This window comes from Rhodoferax sp. (assembly GCF_023701345.1).
Classification (GTDB): domain Bacteria; phylum Pseudomonadota; class Gammaproteobacteria; order Burkholderiales; family Burkholderiaceae_C; genus Rhodoferax.
Genome location: NZ_JAMPXE010000013.1, coordinates 1 through 18,299, shown reverse-complemented (window position 1 = coordinate 18,299; position 18,299 = coordinate 1). Strand labels below are relative to the sequence as shown.

At 60.0% G+C, this 18,299-nt stretch carries 20 protein-coding genes, 1 tRNA gene and 1 pseudogene; 15 read left to right on the top strand and 7 right to left on the bottom strand.

Annotation, left to right across the window (positions count from 1 at the left end; all coding sequences use genetic code 11):
- The first annotated feature begins 6 nt into the window (after positions 1-6).
- Positions 7-336: a polyhydroxyalkanoic acid system family protein gene (locus NDI87_RS03250; protein WP_296273369.1), complete on the top strand. Its 330-nt coding sequence runs from the start codon at positions 7-9 to the stop codon at positions 334-336.
- Here NDI87_RS03250 and NDI87_RS03245 read toward each other — a convergent pair whose 3' ends face one another.
- Positions 337-591, bottom strand: coding sequence for an acyl-CoA-binding protein (locus NDI87_RS03245; protein ID WP_296273368.1), 255 nt, complete (start codon positions 589-591; stop codon positions 337-339).
- 178 nt (positions 592-769) lie between these two features.
- Between NDI87_RS03245 and NDI87_RS03240 the strand changes: the two genes are divergently transcribed.
- Entirely contained in the window at positions 770-2,218 is a 1,449-nt protein-coding gene (locus NDI87_RS03240) for a wax ester/triacylglycerol synthase family O-acyltransferase (RefSeq protein WP_296273393.1), read from the top strand.
- A gap of 3 nt (positions 2,219-2,221) precedes the next feature.
- Here the strand turns inward: NDI87_RS03240 and NDI87_RS03235 are convergent, their stop codons facing one another.
- Genes NDI87_RS03235 through NDI87_RS03220 form a run of 4 tightly spaced genes read right to left on the bottom strand, consistent with a single transcriptional unit; the run spans position 2,222 to position 5,559 of the window.
- Positions 2,222-2,995, bottom strand: coding sequence for a hypothetical protein (locus tag NDI87_RS03235; RefSeq protein ID WP_296273367.1), 774 nt, complete (start codon positions 2,993-2,995; stop codon positions 2,222-2,224).
- 24 nt (positions 2,996-3,019) lie between these two features.
- Positions 3,020-3,682: a TetR/AcrR family transcriptional regulator gene (locus NDI87_RS03230; RefSeq protein ID WP_296273366.1), complete on the bottom strand. Its 663-nt coding sequence runs from the start codon at positions 3,680-3,682 to the stop codon at positions 3,020-3,022.
- Complete coding sequence (locus NDI87_RS03225) at positions 3,679-4,929, bottom strand: patatin-like phospholipase family protein (RefSeq protein WP_296273365.1); 1,251 nt, start codon at positions 4,927-4,929, stop codon at positions 3,679-3,681. The genes NDI87_RS03230 and NDI87_RS03225 overlap by 4 nt, the downstream gene beginning before the upstream one ends.
- 33 nt (positions 4,930-4,962) lie before the next feature.
- A complete protein-coding gene (locus tag NDI87_RS03220) occupies positions 4,963-5,559 on the bottom strand; it encodes a phasin family protein (protein ID WP_296273364.1) in 597 nt (198 codons plus the stop codon).
- A 180-nt stretch (positions 5,560-5,739) separates the two neighbouring features.
- Between NDI87_RS03220 and NDI87_RS03215 the strand changes: the two genes are divergently transcribed.
- From NDI87_RS03215 to argB, 11 genes and pseudogenes are all read left to right on the top strand, one after another.
- The gene (locus NDI87_RS03215; protein WP_296273363.1) at positions 5,740-6,027 is read left to right on the top strand and encodes a type II toxin-antitoxin system HigB family toxin; all 288 of its coding nucleotides are present in this window, start codon (positions 5,740-5,742) and stop codon (positions 6,025-6,027) included.
- Positions 6,024-6,437, top strand: a complete 414-nt coding sequence (locus NDI87_RS03210) for a transcriptional regulator (RefSeq protein WP_296273362.1) — start codon at positions 6,024-6,026, stop codon at positions 6,435-6,437. Before NDI87_RS03215 ends, NDI87_RS03210 begins: the two co-directional genes overlap by 4 nt.
- Before the next feature lie 63 nt (positions 6,438-6,500).
- Complete coding sequence (locus NDI87_RS03205; protein ID WP_296273361.1) at positions 6,501-8,486, top strand: SDR family oxidoreductase; 1,986 nt, start codon at positions 6,501-6,503, stop codon at positions 8,484-8,486.
- A gap of 187 nt (positions 8,487-8,673) precedes the next feature.
- A complete protein-coding gene (locus tag NDI87_RS03200) occupies positions 8,674-9,018 on the top strand; it encodes a nucleotidyltransferase domain-containing protein (protein ID WP_296273360.1) in 345 nt (114 codons plus the stop codon).
- Positions 9,019-9,063: 45 nt separating this feature from the next.
- Entirely contained in the window at positions 9,064-9,429 is a 366-nt protein-coding gene (locus tag NDI87_RS03195) for a DUF86 domain-containing protein (RefSeq protein WP_296273359.1), read from the top strand.
- A 262-nt stretch (positions 9,430-9,691) separates the two neighbouring features.
- The gene (locus tag NDI87_RS03190; protein ID WP_296273358.1) at positions 9,692-11,116 is read left to right on the top strand and encodes a mannose-1-phosphate guanylyltransferase/mannose-6-phosphate isomerase; all 1,425 of its coding nucleotides are present in this window, start codon (positions 9,692-9,694) and stop codon (positions 11,114-11,116) included.
- A 417-nt stretch (positions 11,117-11,533) separates the two neighbouring features.
- Positions 11,534-11,716: pseudogene (locus NDI87_RS17475) on the top strand (hypothetical protein); the annotation flags it as partial.
- A 1-nt stretch (position 11,717) separates the two neighbouring features.
- On the top strand, positions 11,718-11,927 hold the full coding sequence (locus NDI87_RS03185) for a sugar transferase (protein WP_296273357.1): 210 nt from the start codon (positions 11,718-11,720) through the stop codon (positions 11,925-11,927).
- A gap of 55 nt (positions 11,928-11,982) precedes the next feature.
- Positions 11,983-12,294 (top strand): H-NS histone family protein, encoded by a 312-nt coding sequence (locus NDI87_RS03180; protein WP_296273356.1) that lies wholly within the window; start codon positions 11,983-11,985, stop codon positions 12,292-12,294.
- A 56-nt stretch (positions 12,295-12,350) separates the two neighbouring features.
- A complete protein-coding gene (locus NDI87_RS03175; protein WP_296273355.1) occupies positions 12,351-14,216 on the top strand; it encodes a nucleoside-diphosphate sugar epimerase/dehydratase in 1,866 nt (621 codons plus the stop codon).
- 105 nt (positions 14,217-14,321) lie between these two features.
- The gene (gene argB, locus NDI87_RS03170; protein WP_296273354.1) at positions 14,322-15,212 is read left to right on the top strand and encodes an acetylglutamate kinase; all 891 of its coding nucleotides are present in this window, start codon (positions 14,322-14,324) and stop codon (positions 15,210-15,212) included.
- A gap of 9 nt (positions 15,213-15,221) precedes the next feature.
- Here argB and NDI87_RS03165 read toward each other — a convergent pair.
- Positions 15,222-15,297, bottom strand: a tRNA-Ala gene (locus NDI87_RS03165).
- A 43-nt stretch (positions 15,298-15,340) separates the two neighbouring features.
- On the opposite strand from NDI87_RS03165, the gene NDI87_RS03160 reads away from it, so the two are divergent.
- Both NDI87_RS03160 and NDI87_RS03155 read left to right on the top strand, forming a co-directional pair.
- Positions 15,341-16,300 carry an MlaD family protein gene (locus NDI87_RS03160; protein WP_296273353.1) on the top strand — a complete coding sequence of 320 codons (960 nt, stop codon included), beginning with the start codon at positions 15,341-15,343 and terminating at the stop codon, positions 16,298-16,300.
- Positions 16,297-16,935 (top strand): ABC-type transport auxiliary lipoprotein family protein, encoded by a 639-nt coding sequence (locus tag NDI87_RS03155; protein ID WP_296273352.1) that lies wholly within the window; start codon positions 16,297-16,299, stop codon positions 16,933-16,935. Before NDI87_RS03160 ends, NDI87_RS03155 begins: the two co-directional genes overlap by 4 nt.
- Here NDI87_RS03155 and NDI87_RS03150 read toward each other — a convergent pair.
- Positions 16,932-18,053 carry an NADH:flavin oxidoreductase/NADH oxidase gene (locus NDI87_RS03150; RefSeq protein WP_296273351.1) on the bottom strand — a complete coding sequence of 374 codons (1,122 nt, stop codon included), beginning with the start codon at positions 18,051-18,053 and terminating at the stop codon, positions 16,932-16,934. The genes NDI87_RS03155 and NDI87_RS03150 overlap by 4 nt on opposite strands.
- Positions 18,054-18,299: the final 246 nt, after the last annotated feature.

Genomic DNA, 18,299 nt, shown 5'->3' with positions numbered 1-18,299 from the left:
AGAGATATGGCTGAACTCAACATCGTTCGCGAACACGCGCTGGGGCTGGCCAAAGCGCGCAAGATTGCCTTTCAATGGGCGGAGCAGGTCGAGCAGGAATTTGCCATGCAGTGCAATTACGCGCAGGGCAAGCATGAGGACGAGGTCGAATTTGTGCGCACTGGTGTCAGGGGCAGTTTGACGGTGACCAAAACGCACTTTGAGTTGCGCGCCCAGCTCGGTTTTTTGCTCGGTGCCTTCAAGGGCACGATCGAGGCCGAAATCGTGAAGAACCTGGACGCCTTATTAGCGGCGCCCACGCCAGTCCCTAAAAAACGGCCAGCGCCAAAGGCTTGATCAGCCCAGCGACTCAATCAGGTCGATATATTGCTGCATGGCCTCCGTGCTGGGGGTGCCCTTGAGGTTATTCCAGGCATCCCATTTGGCGCGACCCACCATGTCGGTGAAACCGGGTTTTTTCTCGCTGTTGTCGCCCGCACTGGCTTGCTTGTACAGTGCATACAGTTTGAGCAGGGTCATGTTGTCGGGGCGCTCGCTCAAGTTTTTTGAGTTGGCCACGGCGGCTTCAAATTTGGTTTGCAGGTCAGACATGAAAAATTCTCTAACAGTTAAAAGATCGTGTATCAGGGTAAGCAAGGCTGATCTTAATGGGCGTTTTGATCGCAAAATAGAGAACCTTCCCGAAAGAGTTGACATGGTCACACGTCTGCATCGCCCCAGCGCCCGCACCGCCGCGGCCAACCCGACCGCCAGCCCGGTGCACGAGCGCATGAGCAAGGTGGACACCGCCTGGCTGCGCATGGACAGCGCCAGCAATTTGATGATGATCATGGGGGTTTGGATCATCAAGCCGGCGGTCAGTTATGCGGCCGCTTGCCAGCGCATCGAAGCGCGTTTGCTGAAATACCCGCGCTTTGGGCAAAAAGTGGTGCAGGATGCCACTGGTGCGAGTTGGGTGACCGACACCCGTTTCGACATCCGGCGCCATGTGCAGCGCGACAAGCTGCCGCCCTCGGCCCGGACCCATCCGCAACAAGCCTTGCAAGCGCGCCTGGCCGAGCTGGCCTTGCAGCCGCTGGACCCGCGTTACCCGCTGTGGGACTTCAGGCTGGTGGAACATTACCAGGGCGGCTCGGCGCTGCTGGTGCGTATTCACCATTGCATTGCCGACGGGCTGGCCTTGATCGCCGTGATCCAGTCGCTGGTCGATGGCGGCACCGAGCCGCCGCAGCGCCAGACCCAACCCGCTTCACTCTCGGGCTGGGAGGCCGCTGAAGAATGGCTGGCACACACGGTGATTGAACCGCTGACGGGGGCCACCGTGAAGGCGTTGGAGGCCGCAGGGGACGGCGCCGCGCAGGCCTTGGGCGCCATGGGTGACCCCCAAACCCTGCTTGACAAGCTGATCAGCCAAGGCTTCAGCAAGGGCAAGGCGGGCTCTGCCGACGTGGCCAGGCTGGCCTGCCAGGTGCTGCGCGACAGTGCCGCGCTGGCCCTGATGCCAGACGATTCACCCACCCGTCTCAAAGGCACGCCCGGTCACGCCAAACGGGTGGCATGGTGCCAGCCGATCCCGCTCGATGAGGTGCGTGCGGTGAGCAAGGCGCTGCATTGCTCGATCAACGACGTGCTGCTGGCCTGTGTGGCCGGCGCCCTTGGCGAATACCTCAAAGCACAAGGCGATTCGGTGGCAGGCAAGGACATCCGCGCCATGGTGCCGGTCAATTTGCGGCCGATGGCGCAAGCCTACCAGTTGGGCAACCAGTTTGGCCTGGCGCCGGTGGTGTTGCCGATTGGCCTGGACAACCCGCTGGCGCGGGTGTTTGAAGTGCGCCGGCGCATGGCTGAGCTCAAGGGCAGCCTGCAGCCGCTGCTGAGTTATGCCCTGCTGGCCATCGCGGGCATGGTGATCAAACCGGCCCAGGATGCCATGCTGAGCCTGTTCTCCAGAAAAACCACGGCCGTAATGACCAATGTGCCCGGGCCGCGCGACAAGCTCAGGTTTTGTGGGTCCACGCTGGAACAGGCGCTGTTTTGGGTGCCGCAGTCGGGCACGGTGGGCTTGGGCGTGTCAATTTTGAGTTACGGTGGCGGCGTGCAGTTTGGCATCATCAGCGATGCCACGCTGTGCCCCAATCCGCAGGCCATCATCGACCAGTTTGAGCCCGAGTTTGACAAACTGCGCCTGCTGACGCTGATGCTGCCCTGGGGCGATTAGGCTTTAGTCTTCCAGCTCGGCCTTGGCCATCTCGACATCCAGGCGTTCCATGGCGTCAATGGGCTGGGTGCGCGCGGCCTGCTGGTACAGCCGGGTGGCCTCTTGCATCATGGCATCTCCGTCGAGCATCAGCATGGCGCGGGCATATTCGACCATGCCGATGGTGGACGCCATGTTGAACTTGAGCGCCTGCTGAAACAGCGTGAGCCCGGTGCTTTTGTGCGCTCCGTAGGCCATGGCGCCAATCAGTTCACCCACCTTGTCGATCACCTCGGCATGAAAGCTGCCCAGCGCGATATGGGCGTCGGGGTGCGTGGGTTGTTGCTGGATGACGTGTTCCAGGTCGGTCTTGACCCTGGTGCCCAGCCCTTGCGCCAGCGCCTTGGCCACGCTGATGCCCTGGCTGTAGCGCCCCAGCGCATAGGCGCGCCAGTAATAGGCGTTGACGTTGTCGGGCTGCTGCTTGATTTGCGCCTCGGCGCGCTCGGCCGCTTCGACAAACAGGGCGAGCCGGGTGGCTTCCTGTCGTTCCAGGTAAGTGGCGTAAACACAGGCGGCCTTGTTGGCCACGTTGAGGCCGGCCAACCCCATGTCGAGTCCCAAATGCATCGCCTTGTCAAAATCGCCGTTGTGAAAATAAGCCCAGGCTTGCAGCAAGCCGGGATCATCGGGCAGGGGTTCCAGGTCTCCGGCGTGCAATCTGGCCCATTGATTCCTGACACTCCCGGCATCAAAGTTGTAGTCGCCCGCAAAGGGGAAAGTCGTCCACTTGGCCATTGTTGTTTCCTCTGCCCTGTCTTTCTATCTGATTTCCTTATTGTAGGCATCGCAGAGCTTGAGCAAGTGGTCGCGCTGGGCCGTTTCCAGGTAAGGCGCCAGCAGGTTCAGCACATGCTGCACGCCACGCAGCAGCGCGGCCTGGGCGTTTTGCTCTTCGAGTGCATTGCGCGGGTCACGCACATATTCAAAACTGAGCCAGTAGGTCAGCACCACCACCATGCTGGTCGCGGTGGCCTCGATCTCGCGCGCGTCAATTTGCAGGGCACCGCCGCGGCGCATGCCTTCGAGCAGGGCGCGGATGGAGCGGGTCTTGTTTTTCAGGATAACCTGGAAGTGCGTTTCCAGGCGCCGGTTCTTGCTCAGCAGGTCGTTCAGGTCGCGGTACAAGAACCGGTATTGCCAGATCAGCTCAAACAAGGTGTGCATGTAAAACCAGGCGTCTTCGACGTTGCGCACGTCGTCGCCCGCACCCAACAGCTCGTTCAAAGGACGCTCGAAACGGTCAAACAGCGCGTTGATGAGCTCGTCCTTGGCCGGGTAGTGGTAATACAGGTTACCGGGGCTGATATTGAGCTCGGCTGAGATCAGCGTGGTGGACACATTGGGCTCGCCGAAGCGGTTGAACAGCCCCAGTGTGACTTCAAGAATGCGCTCTGCTGTGCGCCGGGGGGCTTTTTTGATCATCCAGGCAGGCCCTCAGGGGCGGCGGTCTGCATCACCTGATTCAGCTTGTTCAGCACCGTGTGCAGCCTGGTCAGGGCATGGCTGATCCGGCTGGGGTCGCGCCGGGGCCGGCACAAGTGGCGGCTGGTGTCGTCGAGCACGGCATGGTTGAGGCTGATGCCATGGTAGCCCAGCCTGGTGCTCAGGCCGGTTTGGCGCGAACGCAGCAACTGGCGAGTTTGTTGGTAGGCGTGTTCGGCCAGGTGGCGGCGCTGGCTGTAGCTGAAGGTGTTGGCCAGATAGAGTTCGGGGTCGCGGTGGTCGGGCTCGATCAGCACCATGTCGGTGTTGGGGTAGGCCTGCTCGTAGCTCTTGAGCCCCAGCACCAGACGCGAGTGGATGATCGACCTGAAGGTCTGACTCAGCACGGCGGGCAAACCGCCATCGGCAATGCGCGGAATTGGCTCGGGCGCGGCCCAGGGAGGAGCGGCGGCATCGGTGGCGGCTTGCCGCACCGAGGCGTCAAACGGCACCAGCGGGTTGATGCACAACATCAGGTCGACGCCTTCGTCGAGCGCAATCGAGGCGTGCATGGTCTTGAGCAGGGCACCATCGACAAAATGCTGGCCGTCAATCTCGACCGGTGGAAACAGGCCCGGCAGGGCGGCACTGGCTTGCACGGCCCTGGAGATGGGCACATGGTCCCAGCCCGGGCGGCCGAATGCAACCGGCTGGCAACTGTCCAGATGGGTGGCCACCAGGGTCAGCCGGCTTTTGAGCTGGCGGAAATCGTTGCTGCGCCCGGGTCTGGAAAACAGCCGTTCCAGCTCAACTTCAACTTTGGCATTGGAGAAAATCCCGGTGGGCAGGCTCGGGCTCAGGTGCTCCAGCGCACGCATCAAAGACTTGCGCCCCAGCGTGCCCTGCCAGGCGCCGGCCAGCAACAGGCCCGGCAACAACAGGCTGCGGGCAAAAAACTCGCCAAAGGCGGGTCGCAGCAGCCAGGCCGGATCGAACGCTTCGGCCTGCTGCTTGCGGTCTTCAATGAACACTGAAAACAGTTGCTGTGGCGTGACGCCGTTGGCCAGACCCGCCGCAATGAAGCTGCCGGCCGATACCCCCACGTAATGCTGCAGCCGGTTGAAATCGATGCCCTGCAGCGACTCCTGCAGCGCGCACAGGGCGCCAATCTCGTAGATGGCCCCCAGTGGCCCGCCGCCGGCCAGCGCCAGGGCGATCTTGGGAGCGTGGGCTTGGTGACGCGTCATACCACTGCAGTGTAGGGCGCTTCAGGCCCCTGTTTATGCAGGGTTTACCTGAGCCGCTTGAGCTGTTTGGGGTGCGGCTTTTTTGGCTGCCGGGGCTTTGCGGGCAGGGGCCTTTTTGGCCGCCGGCTTGGTGACGGGTACTTTGGCAACGGGCTTGGCCGCTGTTTTGGTGGCACTGAGCTTTTTCACGCTGGCATTCAGCGCGTCAATGCGGGCCATCAGGGCATCGATGTCCTTGGCCGAGGGCACGCCGAGCTTGTGCAGCGCCTTGGCCACGCGCTCTTCAAAAATGTTTTCCAGCTTGTCCCACTGGCCCGAAGCCTTGCTGCCGATGTCGCTGGCCATGCTGGTCATCTTTTGCGTGGCTTCGTTGATTTTTTCTTCGGCCGCAGACTGGGTTTTGCGCTGAAAACTCACGCCTTCTTTCACCAGTGCCTCAAACGCCTTGCTGCCTTCGACCTGTGCCTTGTTGAACGCGCCCAGGCCGGCTTGCCAGATCTGCTGGGCCGAGTCTTTTACCGAGCCCGACAAAATGGACGACTTGTACGCCGTAGCTTTGGCCGACTTTTTGGTGGCCGACTTGCCGCCGGACTTGGCTGCTGGGCTGACTTTTTTGAGTTTGGTAACCATGTTGAACTCCTGATGGGTAAAAGGTTAATGCTGTTGCACCAAGAACTTCGGTGCATGGAAGCAACTTTAAAGAGGACGGTGGCAAATGTGTAGGGGGAGCTTCCTAAAACCACCGGCGAATTCGCCTTCGTGCACGAGGCGTCAATTGCATAAATCTCAAAACGAGATAAACTCGTACTCATGAAAATTATCAGCAACAGCGCACTGCGCGCCTTCGCGGCGCTGCACCCTCGTGCTGATGAGCCCTTGCAGGGCTGGCGAAGAGTGATTGAGAAGAATCGATTTGACCACTGGGCTGAACTGAAGGCGGCCTTCAATGCCATAGGCAAGGTCGGCGAACTGACAGTATTCGATATTGGCGGCAACAAATACCGTCTCATCGCTTACATCCGGTTTGAGAAGCAGATCGTCTATATCAAAACGGTGTTGACGCACCGGGACTACGACAAAGGAGCATGGAAATCATGAATGCACACATCCAGGTGAAATACCTGCTCCCGGCGTGGGAGACCTTTCGCCGTACCACCGACATCGCCCCCATCCGGGACGAAGCGCATTACCAGCGAATGGTGGCGATGCTCGAAGCCCTGCTCGACGAGGCCGCTGGCGACGAAAACCATCCCGCGATGGGTCTGGTCGACATCGTCGGCGACCTCATTGAGGACTTCGAGGCCGAACACCATCCGTTGCCCGATGTTACCGGCGTGCAAGCGCTCAAGTTTTTGATGGCGCAACACGGCATCAAGCAATGCGATCTGCCCGAGATTGGCAGCCAAGGCGTTGTCTCTGAAATCCTTAGGGGCAAGCGGGAACTCAATATCCGCCAAGTACGGGCGCTCAGCGAACGCTTTGGGGTTTCTCCTGCCACCTTCGTTTGAAGCTCAGATTGACTTGCAGCGCGCAATTCAGGCAAAAATGGCATTCTTCTTTGGGAGACATCGATGCGTTATTTCGTCACGGGTGCTACCGGGTTCATCGGCAAACGGTTGGTCAAGCAATTGCTGGAGCGCAAGGGCGCGGTGGTGTATTTTCTGGTGCGACCTGGCAGCGCGGGCAAGGTCAAGGCTTTGCGGGAGTTCTGGGGCGCCAGCGCGGCGCGCGTCATCCCGGTGTCTGGCGACCTGACCAGCAAGAAGCTGGGGATTTCAGCGGCGGACCTCAAGCAACTCAAGGGGCAGGTGGACCATTTCTACCATCTGGCGGCCATTTACGACCTGAGCGCCGACGCCGCCAGCCAGATCGTGGTCAACGTCGAGGGCACGCGCAACACCATCGAACTGGCCCGCGCCGTTGACGCCGGGCACTTTCACCACGTGAGCTCGATCGCCGCCGCCGGCCTGTACGAAGGCGTGTTCCGCGAAGACATGTTCAATGAAGCCGAGAACTACGAGCACCCGTATTTCATGACCAAGCATGAAAGCGAAAAAATTGTGCGCACCGAGTGCAAAGTGCCCTGGTCGGTCTATCGCCCGGCGATGGTGGTGGGCGACAGCCAGAGCGGCGAGATGGACAAGATTGACGGCCCCTATTATTTCTTCAAGCTGATCCAGCGCATGCGCCAGCTGCTGCCGCCGTGGCTGCCGTCGATCGGGCTGGAGGGCGGGCGTATCAACATCGTGCCGGTGGATTTTGTGGTGGCGGCACTGGCCGCCATCAGCCACCAAAAAGACACGGCCAGCCGCTGTTATCACCTGGTGGACCCGGTGGGCTACCGCGTCGGTGACGTGCTCGACATTTTCAGCAAGGCCGCCCATGCGCCCAAGATGAACCTGTTCATCAACGCCGCGCTGTTTGGCTTTATTCCACGCAATGTCAGCAAAGCCCTGATGGCGCTGGCGCCGGTGCGCCGGGTGCGCGCCGCCATCATGAAAGACCTGGGCCTGCCCGAGGAAATGCTCACCTTTGTCAACTACCCCACACGCTTTGACTGCCGCGACACCTTGGCCGCGCTGAAAGGCACAGGCGTTGCATGCCCGAACCTGCGGGACTACGCCTGGCGCCTGTGGGACTACTGGGAGCGCCACCTCGACCCCGAACTGCACATCGATCGGTCCTTGCGCGGCACCGTGGGTGGCAAAGTGGTGCTGATCACCGGAGGCTCGTCCGGCATTGGTCTGGCCTCGGCGCACAAGTTCGCCGAGGCCGGTGCCATCACTTTGATTTGCGGACGTGACCAGGACAAGCTCGACGAGGCCTGCGTCCAGGCCAAAGTGCGTGGTTACCAGTTTGTGGCCTATGCCGTCGACATTTCCGAGCCCGAGGCCTGCGCCAGCTTTGTCGCGCAAGTCACCCGGGAGCATGGCGGCGTCGACTTTTTGGTCAACAATGCGGGCCGCTCCATTCGCCGCGCCATCGAATCCAGTTACGACCGCTTTCACGACTACGAGCGCACCATGCAGCTCAACTACTTTGGCAGCCTGCGCGTCACCATGGGTTTCCTGCCCGGCATGGTGGCCAGGCACAAGGGCCATGTGGTCAACATCAGCAGCATCGGCGTGCTCACCAACGCGCCACGCTTTAGCGCCTATGTGGCCAGCAAGGCGGCGCTGGATGCCTGGACGCGCTGCGCCAGCAGCGAGTTCGCCGACCAGGGCGTTACCTTTACCACCATCAACATGCCGCTGGTGCGCACCCCCATGATTGCGCCCACCGGCCTGTACAACAACGTGCCGACCCTCAGCCCCGAAGAAGCCGCCGATCTGGTCGCCCAGGCCTGCATCTTCAAGCCGGTGCGCATCGCCACTCGCATGGGCATTTTTGGCCAGGTGCTGCACGCCGCGCTGCCGCGCGTGGCGCAAATTGCCATGAACACCAGTTTCAGGATGTTCCCGGACTCATCTGCCGCCAAGGGTGCCAAACCAGACAAGCAACAGTTGTCAGCCGAGGCGGTGGCGATGCAGCAGATGATGCGGGGGATCCATTTTTGAGGGTTGTCATCTCAAGAAAAACAATCATTTGGCCCTACTTTATTGATCCGGCCCGATGATGTTTCAAGTTCTGTTCGGGCTGAGCCTGTCGAAGTCCTTCTACCCTTTGTCAAGCTCAGGGCGAACGGTTCATACTTCATTTACCGGGCGGAATAGATAGAATTCAACGCACCTCAAACCCACCCTCATGCCATCCCACAACCTTGTTCCGCCCGTAGCCAACACCTTGGCGCAAACCCTGCTTGCGCAGCCGCATCTTGAGTTTGCCGTGCTGGTGGGCAGCCGCGCCACGGGCAGTGCCCGAGACGACAGCGATTGGGACATTGCCTTGCAGTGGTCGCCGCAGCTTGACTGGTTGAGCGCGCTGGAGCTGACCGAGACGCTGCGCCGCGCCAACCTGGCCATGCGCGCCAGCGTGGCCGAAGAAGGCTTGCCGTTAATGGGGCAGGATTCGCTGGCCTGGGCGCATTTTTTGCAGCGCACCTGGCGCGACCTGGAAGACTTTTATTGGGAGCAGCGTCATGCGGCTTGAACTGTACCAGGCTGAAACTCCCGTATTGCGGCCGAACAAAGCGCCTTGCTGGCACAAGCCAAAGCCGTTCTCAAGCAAGGGCGTGCGCTCACGCCGCTGGAACAGGGCGGTGTGTTGCATGCTTTGCAAATACTCATTGAAAACGCCATTGGCAAAGCCAAGCAGTGGCTCAAAGCGAGCGATCAACCGGTTCCTGTGTCCGGCTACGATGCCTTTCGTGCCTTGGTCAACAATAAGCTGATTGCGCTGGAAGATTTACCGGCATGGAACGCAGTCATTGGCCTGCGAAATCGGCTGGTCCATGTCTACATGAATATTGACATGGACCAAATCACTGCGCTGTTGGCAGATGATAAAGGCCAATTTGTGGTGCGATTTTTACTCAGGGCAGGCCCGTCCAACCCATCATGATCGCCTGAATTTCTGGATTGCCACGTCGCGGTGCTCTTCGCGATGATGATTGCCCCGGCTGTCAGTGCGAAGTGTGTCAATCCATGCATCGTGACTACATCATGTTGTTTGAATTGAACCCTGCCGTTTAACATTCGCTTACACAGTCCATCAGCCGTCAGAATTGCGCCAGCAGGCATGCAGCTAAAATTAAGTCGGGAAGAAACTATAAGTCCAAATAAACGCAAGTTTTATTTGGCGATCAAACTGGCAGGGAAGTATTTTGAAGCTGATACCTACAATTTTGTGTGGTGGTGCGGGATCGCGTTTGTGGCCAGTCTCGCGGGAACTGCACCCCAAGCCCTTCATTCGCCTGGCAGACGGCCAAAGCCTGCTGCAAAAAGCCTGGCTGCGCGGTGCTGCGTTGCCCGACGTGGCCGAGGTGCTTACCGTTACCAACCGTGAACTTTTCTTTAAAACCGAAGACGAGTACCGCGAGGTTGCCTGCACCAGCCCCAACCCGCTTGCCAACAGTTATATTTTGGAGCCCTTCGGCCGCAACACGGCGCCCGCCATTGCCGCCGCCGCGCTGCAAGTGGCGGCCACGCATGGTGAAGACGCCGTGCTGCTGGTGCTTGCCGCCGACCACCTCATTGCCGACCAAGCCGCTTTTGCCGCAGCCGTGGCGCAAGCCACGCAACTGGCCCGGCAAGGCAAGCTGGTTACCTTTGGCATCCAGCCATCGGCGCCCGAAACCGGCTATGGCTATATCGAGGCCGACGGCAACACCGTGCTGGCTTTTGTTGAAAAACCCAGCCTGGAAAAAGCCCAGGCCTATCTGGCCACCGGCCGCTACCTGTGGAACGCCGGTATTTTCTGTTTTGCCGCTGGCACTATGCTGCGCGAGATGGAGCAACACTGTCCCGCCATCCTGGCTGCCACCCGTGCCTGCATTGAGCAAGCCAGCACGGCAACAGGAAAGGGCTTTACCCAGACCGAACTCCCGCCCAATGCCTTCGCCCAAGTGCCAGACGACTCCATTGACTACGCCGTGATGGAAAAGTCGCGCAACGTGGCCGTGGTGCCGTGCAGCATTGGCTGGAGCGACATTGGCTCGTGGAGCGCCGTTGGCGACCTGACCGCGCCGGATGGCAATGGCAACCGCATCGAAGGCGAAGTGCAACTGCACGGTGTGAATAATTGCTACATCCAGAGTAACGAGCGCATGGTGGGCGCCGTGGGTGTCAGCAACCTGCTCATCATCGACACCCCTGACGCCCTGCTGGTGGCCGACCGCAGCCGCGCGCAGGATGTCAAGCACATCTACGCCAGTCTCAAAGCCCAGGGGCATGAGGCGCACAAACACCACCGCACGGTGCACCGCCCCTGGGGCACTTACACGGTGCTGGAAGAGGGCCGCAACTTCAAGATCAAGCGCATCGAGGTCAAGCCCGGTGCCAGCCTGAGCTTGCAAATGCACTACCACCGCAGCGAGCACTGGGTGGTGGTCAGCGGGACAGCCAAGGTCACCAATGGCGATCAGGAAATTCTGATCAGAGCCAATGAATCCGCCTACATTCCCGCCGGCCACAAGCATCGCCTGCAAAACCCCGGGGTGGTTGACGTGGTGATGATCGAGGTACAAAGCGGCGAATATCTGGGTGAAGACGACATCGTCCGGTTTGAAGACAACTATGGGCGTGCATGAATATTGATCCGACCAGGTATTGTTTGAACTTCATGCGGCGTTTGAAGGTGAGCAGGTCTTTGACAACTTCATCAACATAATTTCGGCGATGTTATGGAGAGTTTCCTTAACGGGTGTTGAACTTCACTTTTGAATCCGCCGTTTTGGTGTTTTGTAGATTATCTGGGACGTCGAGTCACAGCGATAATCATGGCAAGGGTGCTTTCCTACGCCTTTTCCTCGGCAAATTTGATCCAAATGCGCAAAACCGCGCGCTTACCTCGTAAATTCTTCAACTCGGCCTTATGGTCTCTTATGGGCACCGTGGTGTCCATGTTTGCGATATTGGCGGCAGTGCCGTGGTTGATGCACTATATGGGGCAGGATCGGTTGGCGGTTGTATCCCGCAGTGAAGTGTATTGAGTTAAAACGCACCCTGCGCTGGTGGTGTCGCCAGACGATATGAACACCGTTTTGCCTCGTGCCGTCAGGGTCATTGCGCCCATCACTAGTGCTGGGCGGTCAATGGGTTGTCGCCCCGAAGTGATTTTTCAGGAGAAATGCGCGTATTTTGTTGGATCAGGTGCGGTGCGTGGACAAGATAAGGTTGAATTAGCATAATTTGGTTGAATTGCGCACCAAGGCAGGTGTACATGAGTTGCTACCAGGCTTGACAGGTTGGACACAAATTAATGGCCAGGATGCGTTACCGATTCCTGAAAAGGTTGTGCTGGATGTTGTTTATTTTCATAGACAGTTGATATTTTTTGATGTAAAAATTATTTTTCTCACCACCTGGAGGGTTATTAAACGAGATAATATGACACATTAAAAGAGTCACGATAACGTGCCAATGTACTTTATAACTTTTATATACAGGTAAAACCATGACTAATTTAATCGATATTCAAAACCAAATCGCCATTCTGCAAAAACAGGCTGAAGAAATCAAGGCCCAGGAATTCAATAAAACGGTGCAAGAGATCAAAGCCAAAATGGCAGCCTTTGGAATTACCTTGGCAGATCTGGATGGTGGCAAGAGTCGTCCGCGCAAAGTTGGTGCGGCCAAGTCTGGCAGCCCTGCTCCCGCCAAATATCGCGGCCCCAATGGTGAAACCTGGAGCGGTCGCGGTTTGATGCCGCGCTGGCTGGCGGCCTTGGTGGCGCAAGGGCAAAGCAAAGAAGCGTTTGCCATATAAATTACCAGACATTAAATGCGCCTTGCAAGGCGTTGTGAACGCTTAGGGGCGCTATTTTGCAAAGCCGGGTTTTGGATTGGCCACGTACGGTCAAGCAATTGGTGGTCATCGCGCTCGACGTTGTATTGGCTTTCCTCGCCACTTGGCTGGCCTACACGCTCAGGCTTGATGCGCCCAATTGGCCTAGCGGTGCCCAGTGGTGGGTTTATCTGCTGGCGCCTCTGCTTGCCATTCCCATCTTTGTCCGATTTGGTCTTTACCGGGCAATTTTTCGGTACACCGGGCAGGCAGCGCTGCAGGCCACGGGCCTGGCCGTGCTGCTGTACGGATGCCTGTTGACGGCGATCTTGCTATGGATGCAATGGCCGATGGTGCCGCGCAGCCTGGGGGTTCTGCAGCCCCTGATTTTTTTGTTTCTGGTTGGCGCAAGCCGGGCCGTAGCTCGTTTTTGGCTGGCTGATCTGGGCCATTCGGCGGCCAAAGTGGAAGGCCGTTTGCTGATTTACGGCGCAGGTACCGCAGGCGTGCAGACAGCAGCGGCATTGCGCTTGTCGCAGCAATATGCACTGTTGGGTTTTGTGGACGATGACTCGGCCAAGGTAGGCCGCAGTGTCAATGGCGTGCCGGTATTTGCGCCTGCCGAGGTGCCGCATGTCATCGTCCGCCAGGGCGTGACCGATATGCTGCTGGCTTTGCCGAGTGCTTCGCGTGATCGCCGCAATGCCATTCTTGATAGTCTGAGGCCGTTGCCGATCCACATTCGCACCCTACCCGGTTTGTCAGATTTGGCCAGTGGCCGCGTCACTGTGCAGGATATTCGTGAGCTGGATGTGGAGGATTTGCTGGGCCGTGCGCCGGTGTCACCAGACGCTGCCCTGCTGGCGCGCGATCTGGCGGCGCAAGTGGTGCTGGTGAGTGGTGCCGGCGGCAGCATCGGCAGTGAACTCACTCGCCAGATCGTGTTGCAACGCCCACGCCAGTTGCTGTTGCTGGACCACAATGAATACGGTCTGTACATCATCCACCAGGAGCTGCAGGCCATCTGCCGGGCGGCTGAACTCCCTGTGGAGTTGGTGCCGCTGCTGGGCAGTGTGCGCAACCCGCAGCGTCTGCAGGCCGTGTTTGAGGCCTATCGCCCGGCCACGGTCTACCACGCCGCCGCTTACAAGCATGTGCCCATGGTGGAAGACAATCCGGGTGAAGGCATTTTGAACAATGTGTTTGGCACCCTGAACCTGGCGCAGGCTGCGCTGCACAGCGGCACCCGGCGGTTTGTCCTGATCAGCACCGACAAGGCGGTGCGCCCCACCAACGTCATGGGGGCCAGCAAGCGCATGGCCGAACTGGTGCTGCAAGCGCTGGCGATGCAGAATCCCGCCACCTGTTTTTCCATGGTGCGCTTTGGCAACGTGCTGGGCTCCAGCGGCAGTGTGGTGCCGCTCTTTCGCCGCCAGTTGGCCGATGGCGGCCCGCTCACCGTGACGCATGCCGAGGTTACCCGCTATTTCATGACCATCCCCGAGGCTGCGCAACTGGTGCTGCAGGCGGGCGCCATGGCGGTGGGGGGCGATGTGTTTGTGCTCGACATGGGTGAGCCCGTCAAGATCATCGACCTGGCCCGGCGCATGGTTGAACTGTCCGGCCTGCGCGTGCGCGATGCCGAGCATCCCGATGGCGACATCGAGATCACCGTCACCGGCTTGCGCCCCGGCGAAAAGCTCTATGAGGAGCTCTTGATAGGCAACAACCCCGAAGCCACCGCGCACGCCCGCATCATGAAGGCGCATGAAGATTATTTGGCGTGGGAAGACCTTGAGCAGTATCTGCACACCTTGCAGCAGTCAGCCCAGGCCAATGACGTGGCCGCAATCAGGGCCGTCTTCAGCAGTTGCGTGCATGGCTACGCACCGGCGGGGCACTGAGCGTGGTGAAGTCCTGGATTGCCACGTCGCTACGCTCCAATGACGGCCAGATGCGGCACAATTTACCGGCCTTACACTGTCCTTTCATTGAACACCGAGCCCACCATGACCGACGTTTCCCACATTTCCCCGCGCGACAAAGCCGAAATTCTGGCGCAGGCGCTGCCTTACATTCGCAAATTTCACGGCAAGACCATGGTCATCAAGTACGGCGGCAACGCCATGACCGACCCCGCCCTGCAGGCCGACTTTGCCGAAGACGTGGTGCTGCTCAAGCTGGTGGGCATCAACCCGGTGGTGGTGCATGGCGGCGGCCCGCAGATTGAAACGGCGCTCAAGCGCTTGGGTAAAAAGGGTGAATTCATCCAGGGCATGCGCGTCACCGATGCCGAGACCATGGAAGTGGTCGAGTGGGTGCTGGGCGGCGAGGTGCAGCAGGACATTGTGGGCCTGATCAACCAAGCCGGCGGCAAGGCGGTGGGGCTGACCGGGCGTGATGGCGGCATGATCCGCGCCCAAAAACTCAGGATGCTCGACAACGCCGACCCCAGCATCGAGCACGATATCGGCCAGGTCGGCGACATCGTCAGCATCGACCCCAGCGTGGTCAAGGCGCTGCAGGACGACGCCTTCATCCCGGTCATCAGTCCGATTGGTTTTGGTGACAACAACGAGAGCTACAACATCAACGCCGACGTGGTGGCGGCCAAGCTGGCTACCGTGCTCAAGGCTGAAAAACTGATGATGCTGACCAACATCAGCGGCGTGCTTGACAAGGCTGGTAAGTTGCTGACCGACCTGACCGCGCGCCAGATAGACGCCCTGTTTGCCGATGGCACCTTGAGCGGCGGCATGTTGCCCAAAATTGCCGGTGCGCTGGATGCGGCCAAGAGCGGCGTCAACTCGGTGCACATCATTGACGGCCGCGTGCCGCATGTGCTGCTGCTGGAAATTTTGACGGACCAGGCTTTTGGCACGATGATCAGGTCACATTGACGGCTGAACTGGTGGAGACAGGCGGGATCGAACCGCCGACCTATTGATTGCGAACCAATCGCTCTCCCAACTGAGCTATGCCCCCACAGGAGCGCATTCTAGGAATGATTTGGGTTTAAATACAACTCATGGAAAACAAATCACACGCGCTGGCCGCTGGCCTGTTTGTCTTGTTTGTCACCGCCTTGCTGATCGCCCTGGCGGTTTGGCTGACGCGCGACACACGCCAACTGCGCAGCTATGAACTGGCCGGTCAGGTCAATCTGAGCGGCTTGCAGCCCCAGGCCAATGTGCGTTACCAGGGCGTGCCGGTGGGCAAGGTCACCAGCATCCGTCTGGACCCCCAGGCCCGGGGCCAGGTGCTGGTGCGCATTGCGGTCGATGAGCTGGCCCCCATCAGCACCAGCACTTTTGCCACGCTGGGCTACCAGGGCGTGACCGGGCTGGCTTTCATCCAGCTCGACGACAGCAAGCCGACCGAAGGCGCGACGGCTCCCCTGGCACAACTTGCAGACAACAGCCGCATTCCGCTCAGGCCCGGTTTGGTGAGCAAGCTGACCGACCGGGGCGAGCGCGTGTTGGAGCAGCTGGACGAGGCCAGCCAGCGCCTCAACCAATTGCTTTCCAGCCAGAACCAACAAACCCTGATGACCACCGTGGGCAATCTGGGCCGGGTTGCCTCGGAGATCCAGCGGCTGACAGCGCAAACACGCACCCTGCTGCCCGAACTGGCGCAGGGCACGCGCGACAGTCTGGCCCTGCTGAAGGCGACCTCGCTGCGCGTGGGTGACAGCGCGGATAACGCAAAAACGTCGGCACGCGCTTTTCAGCGCCTGACCGAGCGCATGGCGGGCCCCGGTGGCGCGCTGGACCAGCTCGGGCAGGGCGCCGAGGTATGGGTGGCCACCAATCAAAGCTTGCAAAGTGTCACCTTGCCGCGCCTGAACCTCGTTGCCCAGGACGTGGCGCGCAGCACGCGCCAGATTGGCGAGCTGGCGCACATCCTGCGCGACACCCCGCAGGCCCTGCTGCTGGGCGCGCCGCCCCCCATGCCCGGCCCGGGTGAACCCGGGTTTAATGCACCATGAAAAAAATTACGACCCAAACTTACTCGGTCAAGCCCATTGGTCTGTTGTTTGTGTTGATGATGTTGCTGCTGGCTGGCTGCGCCACACCGCGACCGGAAGCGATGGTCAAGGTCTACGACTTTGGTCCCGCGCCGGTGCCGGCCGCGGTAACGGGGGCGCTGCCCAGCCTGGCTGCCGTGGCGCTGTTCGAGCCCCAGGTCAGCCCGGCGCTGGAAGGCAGCGCGGTGCTGTACCGGCTGGCCTATGCCGACGCGCAACAGCTCAAGCCCTATGCCTTGACGCGCTGGAGCATGCCGCCGGCGCAATTGATCAGCCAGCGCCTGCGCCAGCAGCTGGGTGAACAGCGTGCCGTGGTGGCGCCGGGTGAAGCGGCAGCGCAGTTCAATTTGCGGCTGGTGCTGGAAGAATTCAGCCAGGTATTTGATTCCCCGGCGCAAAGCCACGGCTTGCTGCGCTTGCGCGCCACACTGTCGCAGCGCATTGCCGGCAGTGAAGCCTTGCTGGCGCAACGCAGTTTTGTGGTGCAGCAGCCGGCACCGACGCCGGATGCGCTGGGCGCTGTGCGCGCCCTGACCTCAGCCAGCGACCGGACGGTGGGGCAGGTGTCTGCCTGGTTGGCCCAAGTTGCACCTTAACGCTGCGCCACCGTCACTTTGCCAAAAGCCGTTTGGGCCTCGCGCGGCAGGCAACGCCAGTATTGCGGGCTGGCCTGCACTGTGCCACCCAGGGCTGCGGCGGCTTGCCAGCCCCAGCGCGGTTGGTACAAAAAGCCGCGCGCCAGGGCAATCAGGTCAGCATCGCCTGCCTGCAGAATGGCCTCGGCTTGCTGTGCTTCGGTGATCAAGCCGACTGAGGTGGTGACCATGCCGGTGGCGGCGCGGATGGCTTGAGCAAACGGCACCTGGTAACCCGCCCCCAGCGCAATTTTTTGCAGTGGCGAAACACCGCCGGAAGAGACGTGAATAAAGTTGCAGCCAGCGGCTCGCAGGCGCTGCGCCAGCTCAATGCTTTGTGGCAGATCCCAGCCGCCTTCAACCCAGTCGGTGGCCGACAGGCGCAAACCCAGCACGCCATCAAATGCCTGGCGCACGGCGGCGAATACTTCCAGCGGGAAACGGATGCGGTTCTCAAACGAGCCGCCATAGGCATCGCTGCGCTGATTGGCCAGGGGTGACAAAAACTGGTGCAGCAAATAGCCGTGCGCACCGTGCAGCTCGACGGCCTCGACACCCAGGCGTGCGGCGCGCCGGGCGGCGGTCACAAAGGCTTCACGAATCTCGATGAGCCTGGCGGCAGAGATGGCCGTGGGCGCGGTTTCGTTGGGCAAATGCGGCAGCGCCGACGGAGCAAAGGTTTCCCAGCCGCCCTGGGCTGGCGTTAGCAGTTGGCCGCCCTGCCATGGTAACGCGCTCGATGCCTTGCGACCGGCATGCGCCAACTGCAGGCAGACGGCTGCGGATGGGGCCAGGGCGCGGGCGCGCTGCAGGTGGTCGGTCAGGGCGGCTTCGGTGCGGTCGTCCCACAGCCCCAGGCAGTTGGGCGTAATGCGGCCCTCGGGCAACACCGCAGTGGCCTCGATGGTAACCATGGCTGCACCGCTGTTGAGCAGGTTGCCCCAATGCATCAGATGCCAGTCGGTGGCACAGCCGTTATTGGCCGAATATTGGCACATGGGCGCCACCACCAGTCGGTTGGGCAGCGTCAGGCCACCGCGCGGCGCGGGCAGGGTCAAGGGGGAAAACAGCAGGCTCATGGGGAAATCTCCATATGACTTTGCAAGGAATGCAAATTGACACACTATTTTCTTGAGCAAACCAACGCATTTTTGGGGTGTCTGAAAATAAATGTTGGAAAAACTGAAACTTGTCGTATCATGCAGCCCGTATTGTTTTTTAAAACACTACACGGTTTGCGGTGAATGTCAGTCTCGCGTCTGCTTTAAGTCTTTATTGGTTTGTTGATTGCGGTTATGGACTCCATCGCGTTTTGAGTTATTTTG

Excerpts from the sequence above, each read along its gene's own strand:
- NDI87_RS03150 (WP_296273351.1), bottom strand. The coding sequence starts at position 18,053 with ATGAGCCTGCTGTTTTCCCCCTTGACCCTGCCCGCGCCGCGCGGTGGC.
- argB (WP_296273354.1), top strand. The coding sequence starts at position 14,322 with ATGACCGACGTTTCCCACATTTCCCCGCGCGACAAAGCCGAAATTCTG.
- NDI87_RS03180 (WP_296273356.1), top strand. The coding sequence starts at position 11,983 with ATGACTAATTTAATCGATATTCAAAACCAAATCGCCATTCTGCAAAAA.
- NDI87_RS03160 (WP_296273353.1), top strand. The coding sequence starts at position 15,341 with ATGGAAAACAAATCACACGCGCTGGCCGCTGGCCTGTTTGTCTTGTTT.
- NDI87_RS03205 (WP_296273361.1), top strand. The coding sequence starts at position 6,501 with ATGCGTTATTTCGTCACGGGTGCTACCGGGTTCATCGGCAAACGGTTG.
- NDI87_RS03230 (WP_296273366.1), bottom strand. The coding sequence starts at position 3,682 with ATGATCAAAAAAGCCCCCCGGCGCACAGCAGAGCGCATTCTTGAAGTC.
- NDI87_RS03235 (WP_296273367.1), bottom strand. The coding sequence starts at position 2,995 with ATGGCCAAGTGGACGACTTTCCCCTTTGCGGGCGACTACAACTTTGAT.
- NDI87_RS03240 (WP_296273393.1), top strand. The coding sequence starts at position 770 with ATGAGCAAGGTGGACACCGCCTGGCTGCGCATGGACAGCGCCAGCAAT.
- NDI87_RS03220 (WP_296273364.1), bottom strand. The coding sequence starts at position 5,559 with ATGGTTACCAAACTCAAAAAAGTCAGCCCAGCAGCCAAGTCCGGCGGC.
- NDI87_RS03250 (WP_296273369.1), top strand. The coding sequence starts at position 7 with ATGGCTGAACTCAACATCGTTCGCGAACACGCGCTGGGGCTGGCCAAA.
- NDI87_RS03210 (WP_296273362.1), top strand. The coding sequence starts at position 6,024 with ATGAATGCACACATCCAGGTGAAATACCTGCTCCCGGCGTGGGAGACC.
- NDI87_RS03200 (WP_296273360.1), top strand. The coding sequence starts at position 8,674 with ATGCCATCCCACAACCTTGTTCCGCCCGTAGCCAACACCTTGGCGCAA.
- NDI87_RS03225 (WP_296273365.1), bottom strand. The coding sequence starts at position 4,929 with ATGACGCGTCACCAAGCCCACGCTCCCAAGATCGCCCTGGCGCTGGCC.
- NDI87_RS03155 (WP_296273352.1), top strand. The coding sequence starts at position 16,297 with ATGAAAAAAATTACGACCCAAACTTACTCGGTCAAGCCCATTGGTCTG.
- NDI87_RS03215 (WP_296273363.1), top strand. The coding sequence starts at position 5,740 with ATGAAAATTATCAGCAACAGCGCACTGCGCGCCTTCGCGGCGCTGCAC.
- NDI87_RS03245 (WP_296273368.1), bottom strand. The coding sequence starts at position 591 with ATGTCTGACCTGCAAACCAAATTTGAAGCCGCCGTGGCCAACTCAAAA.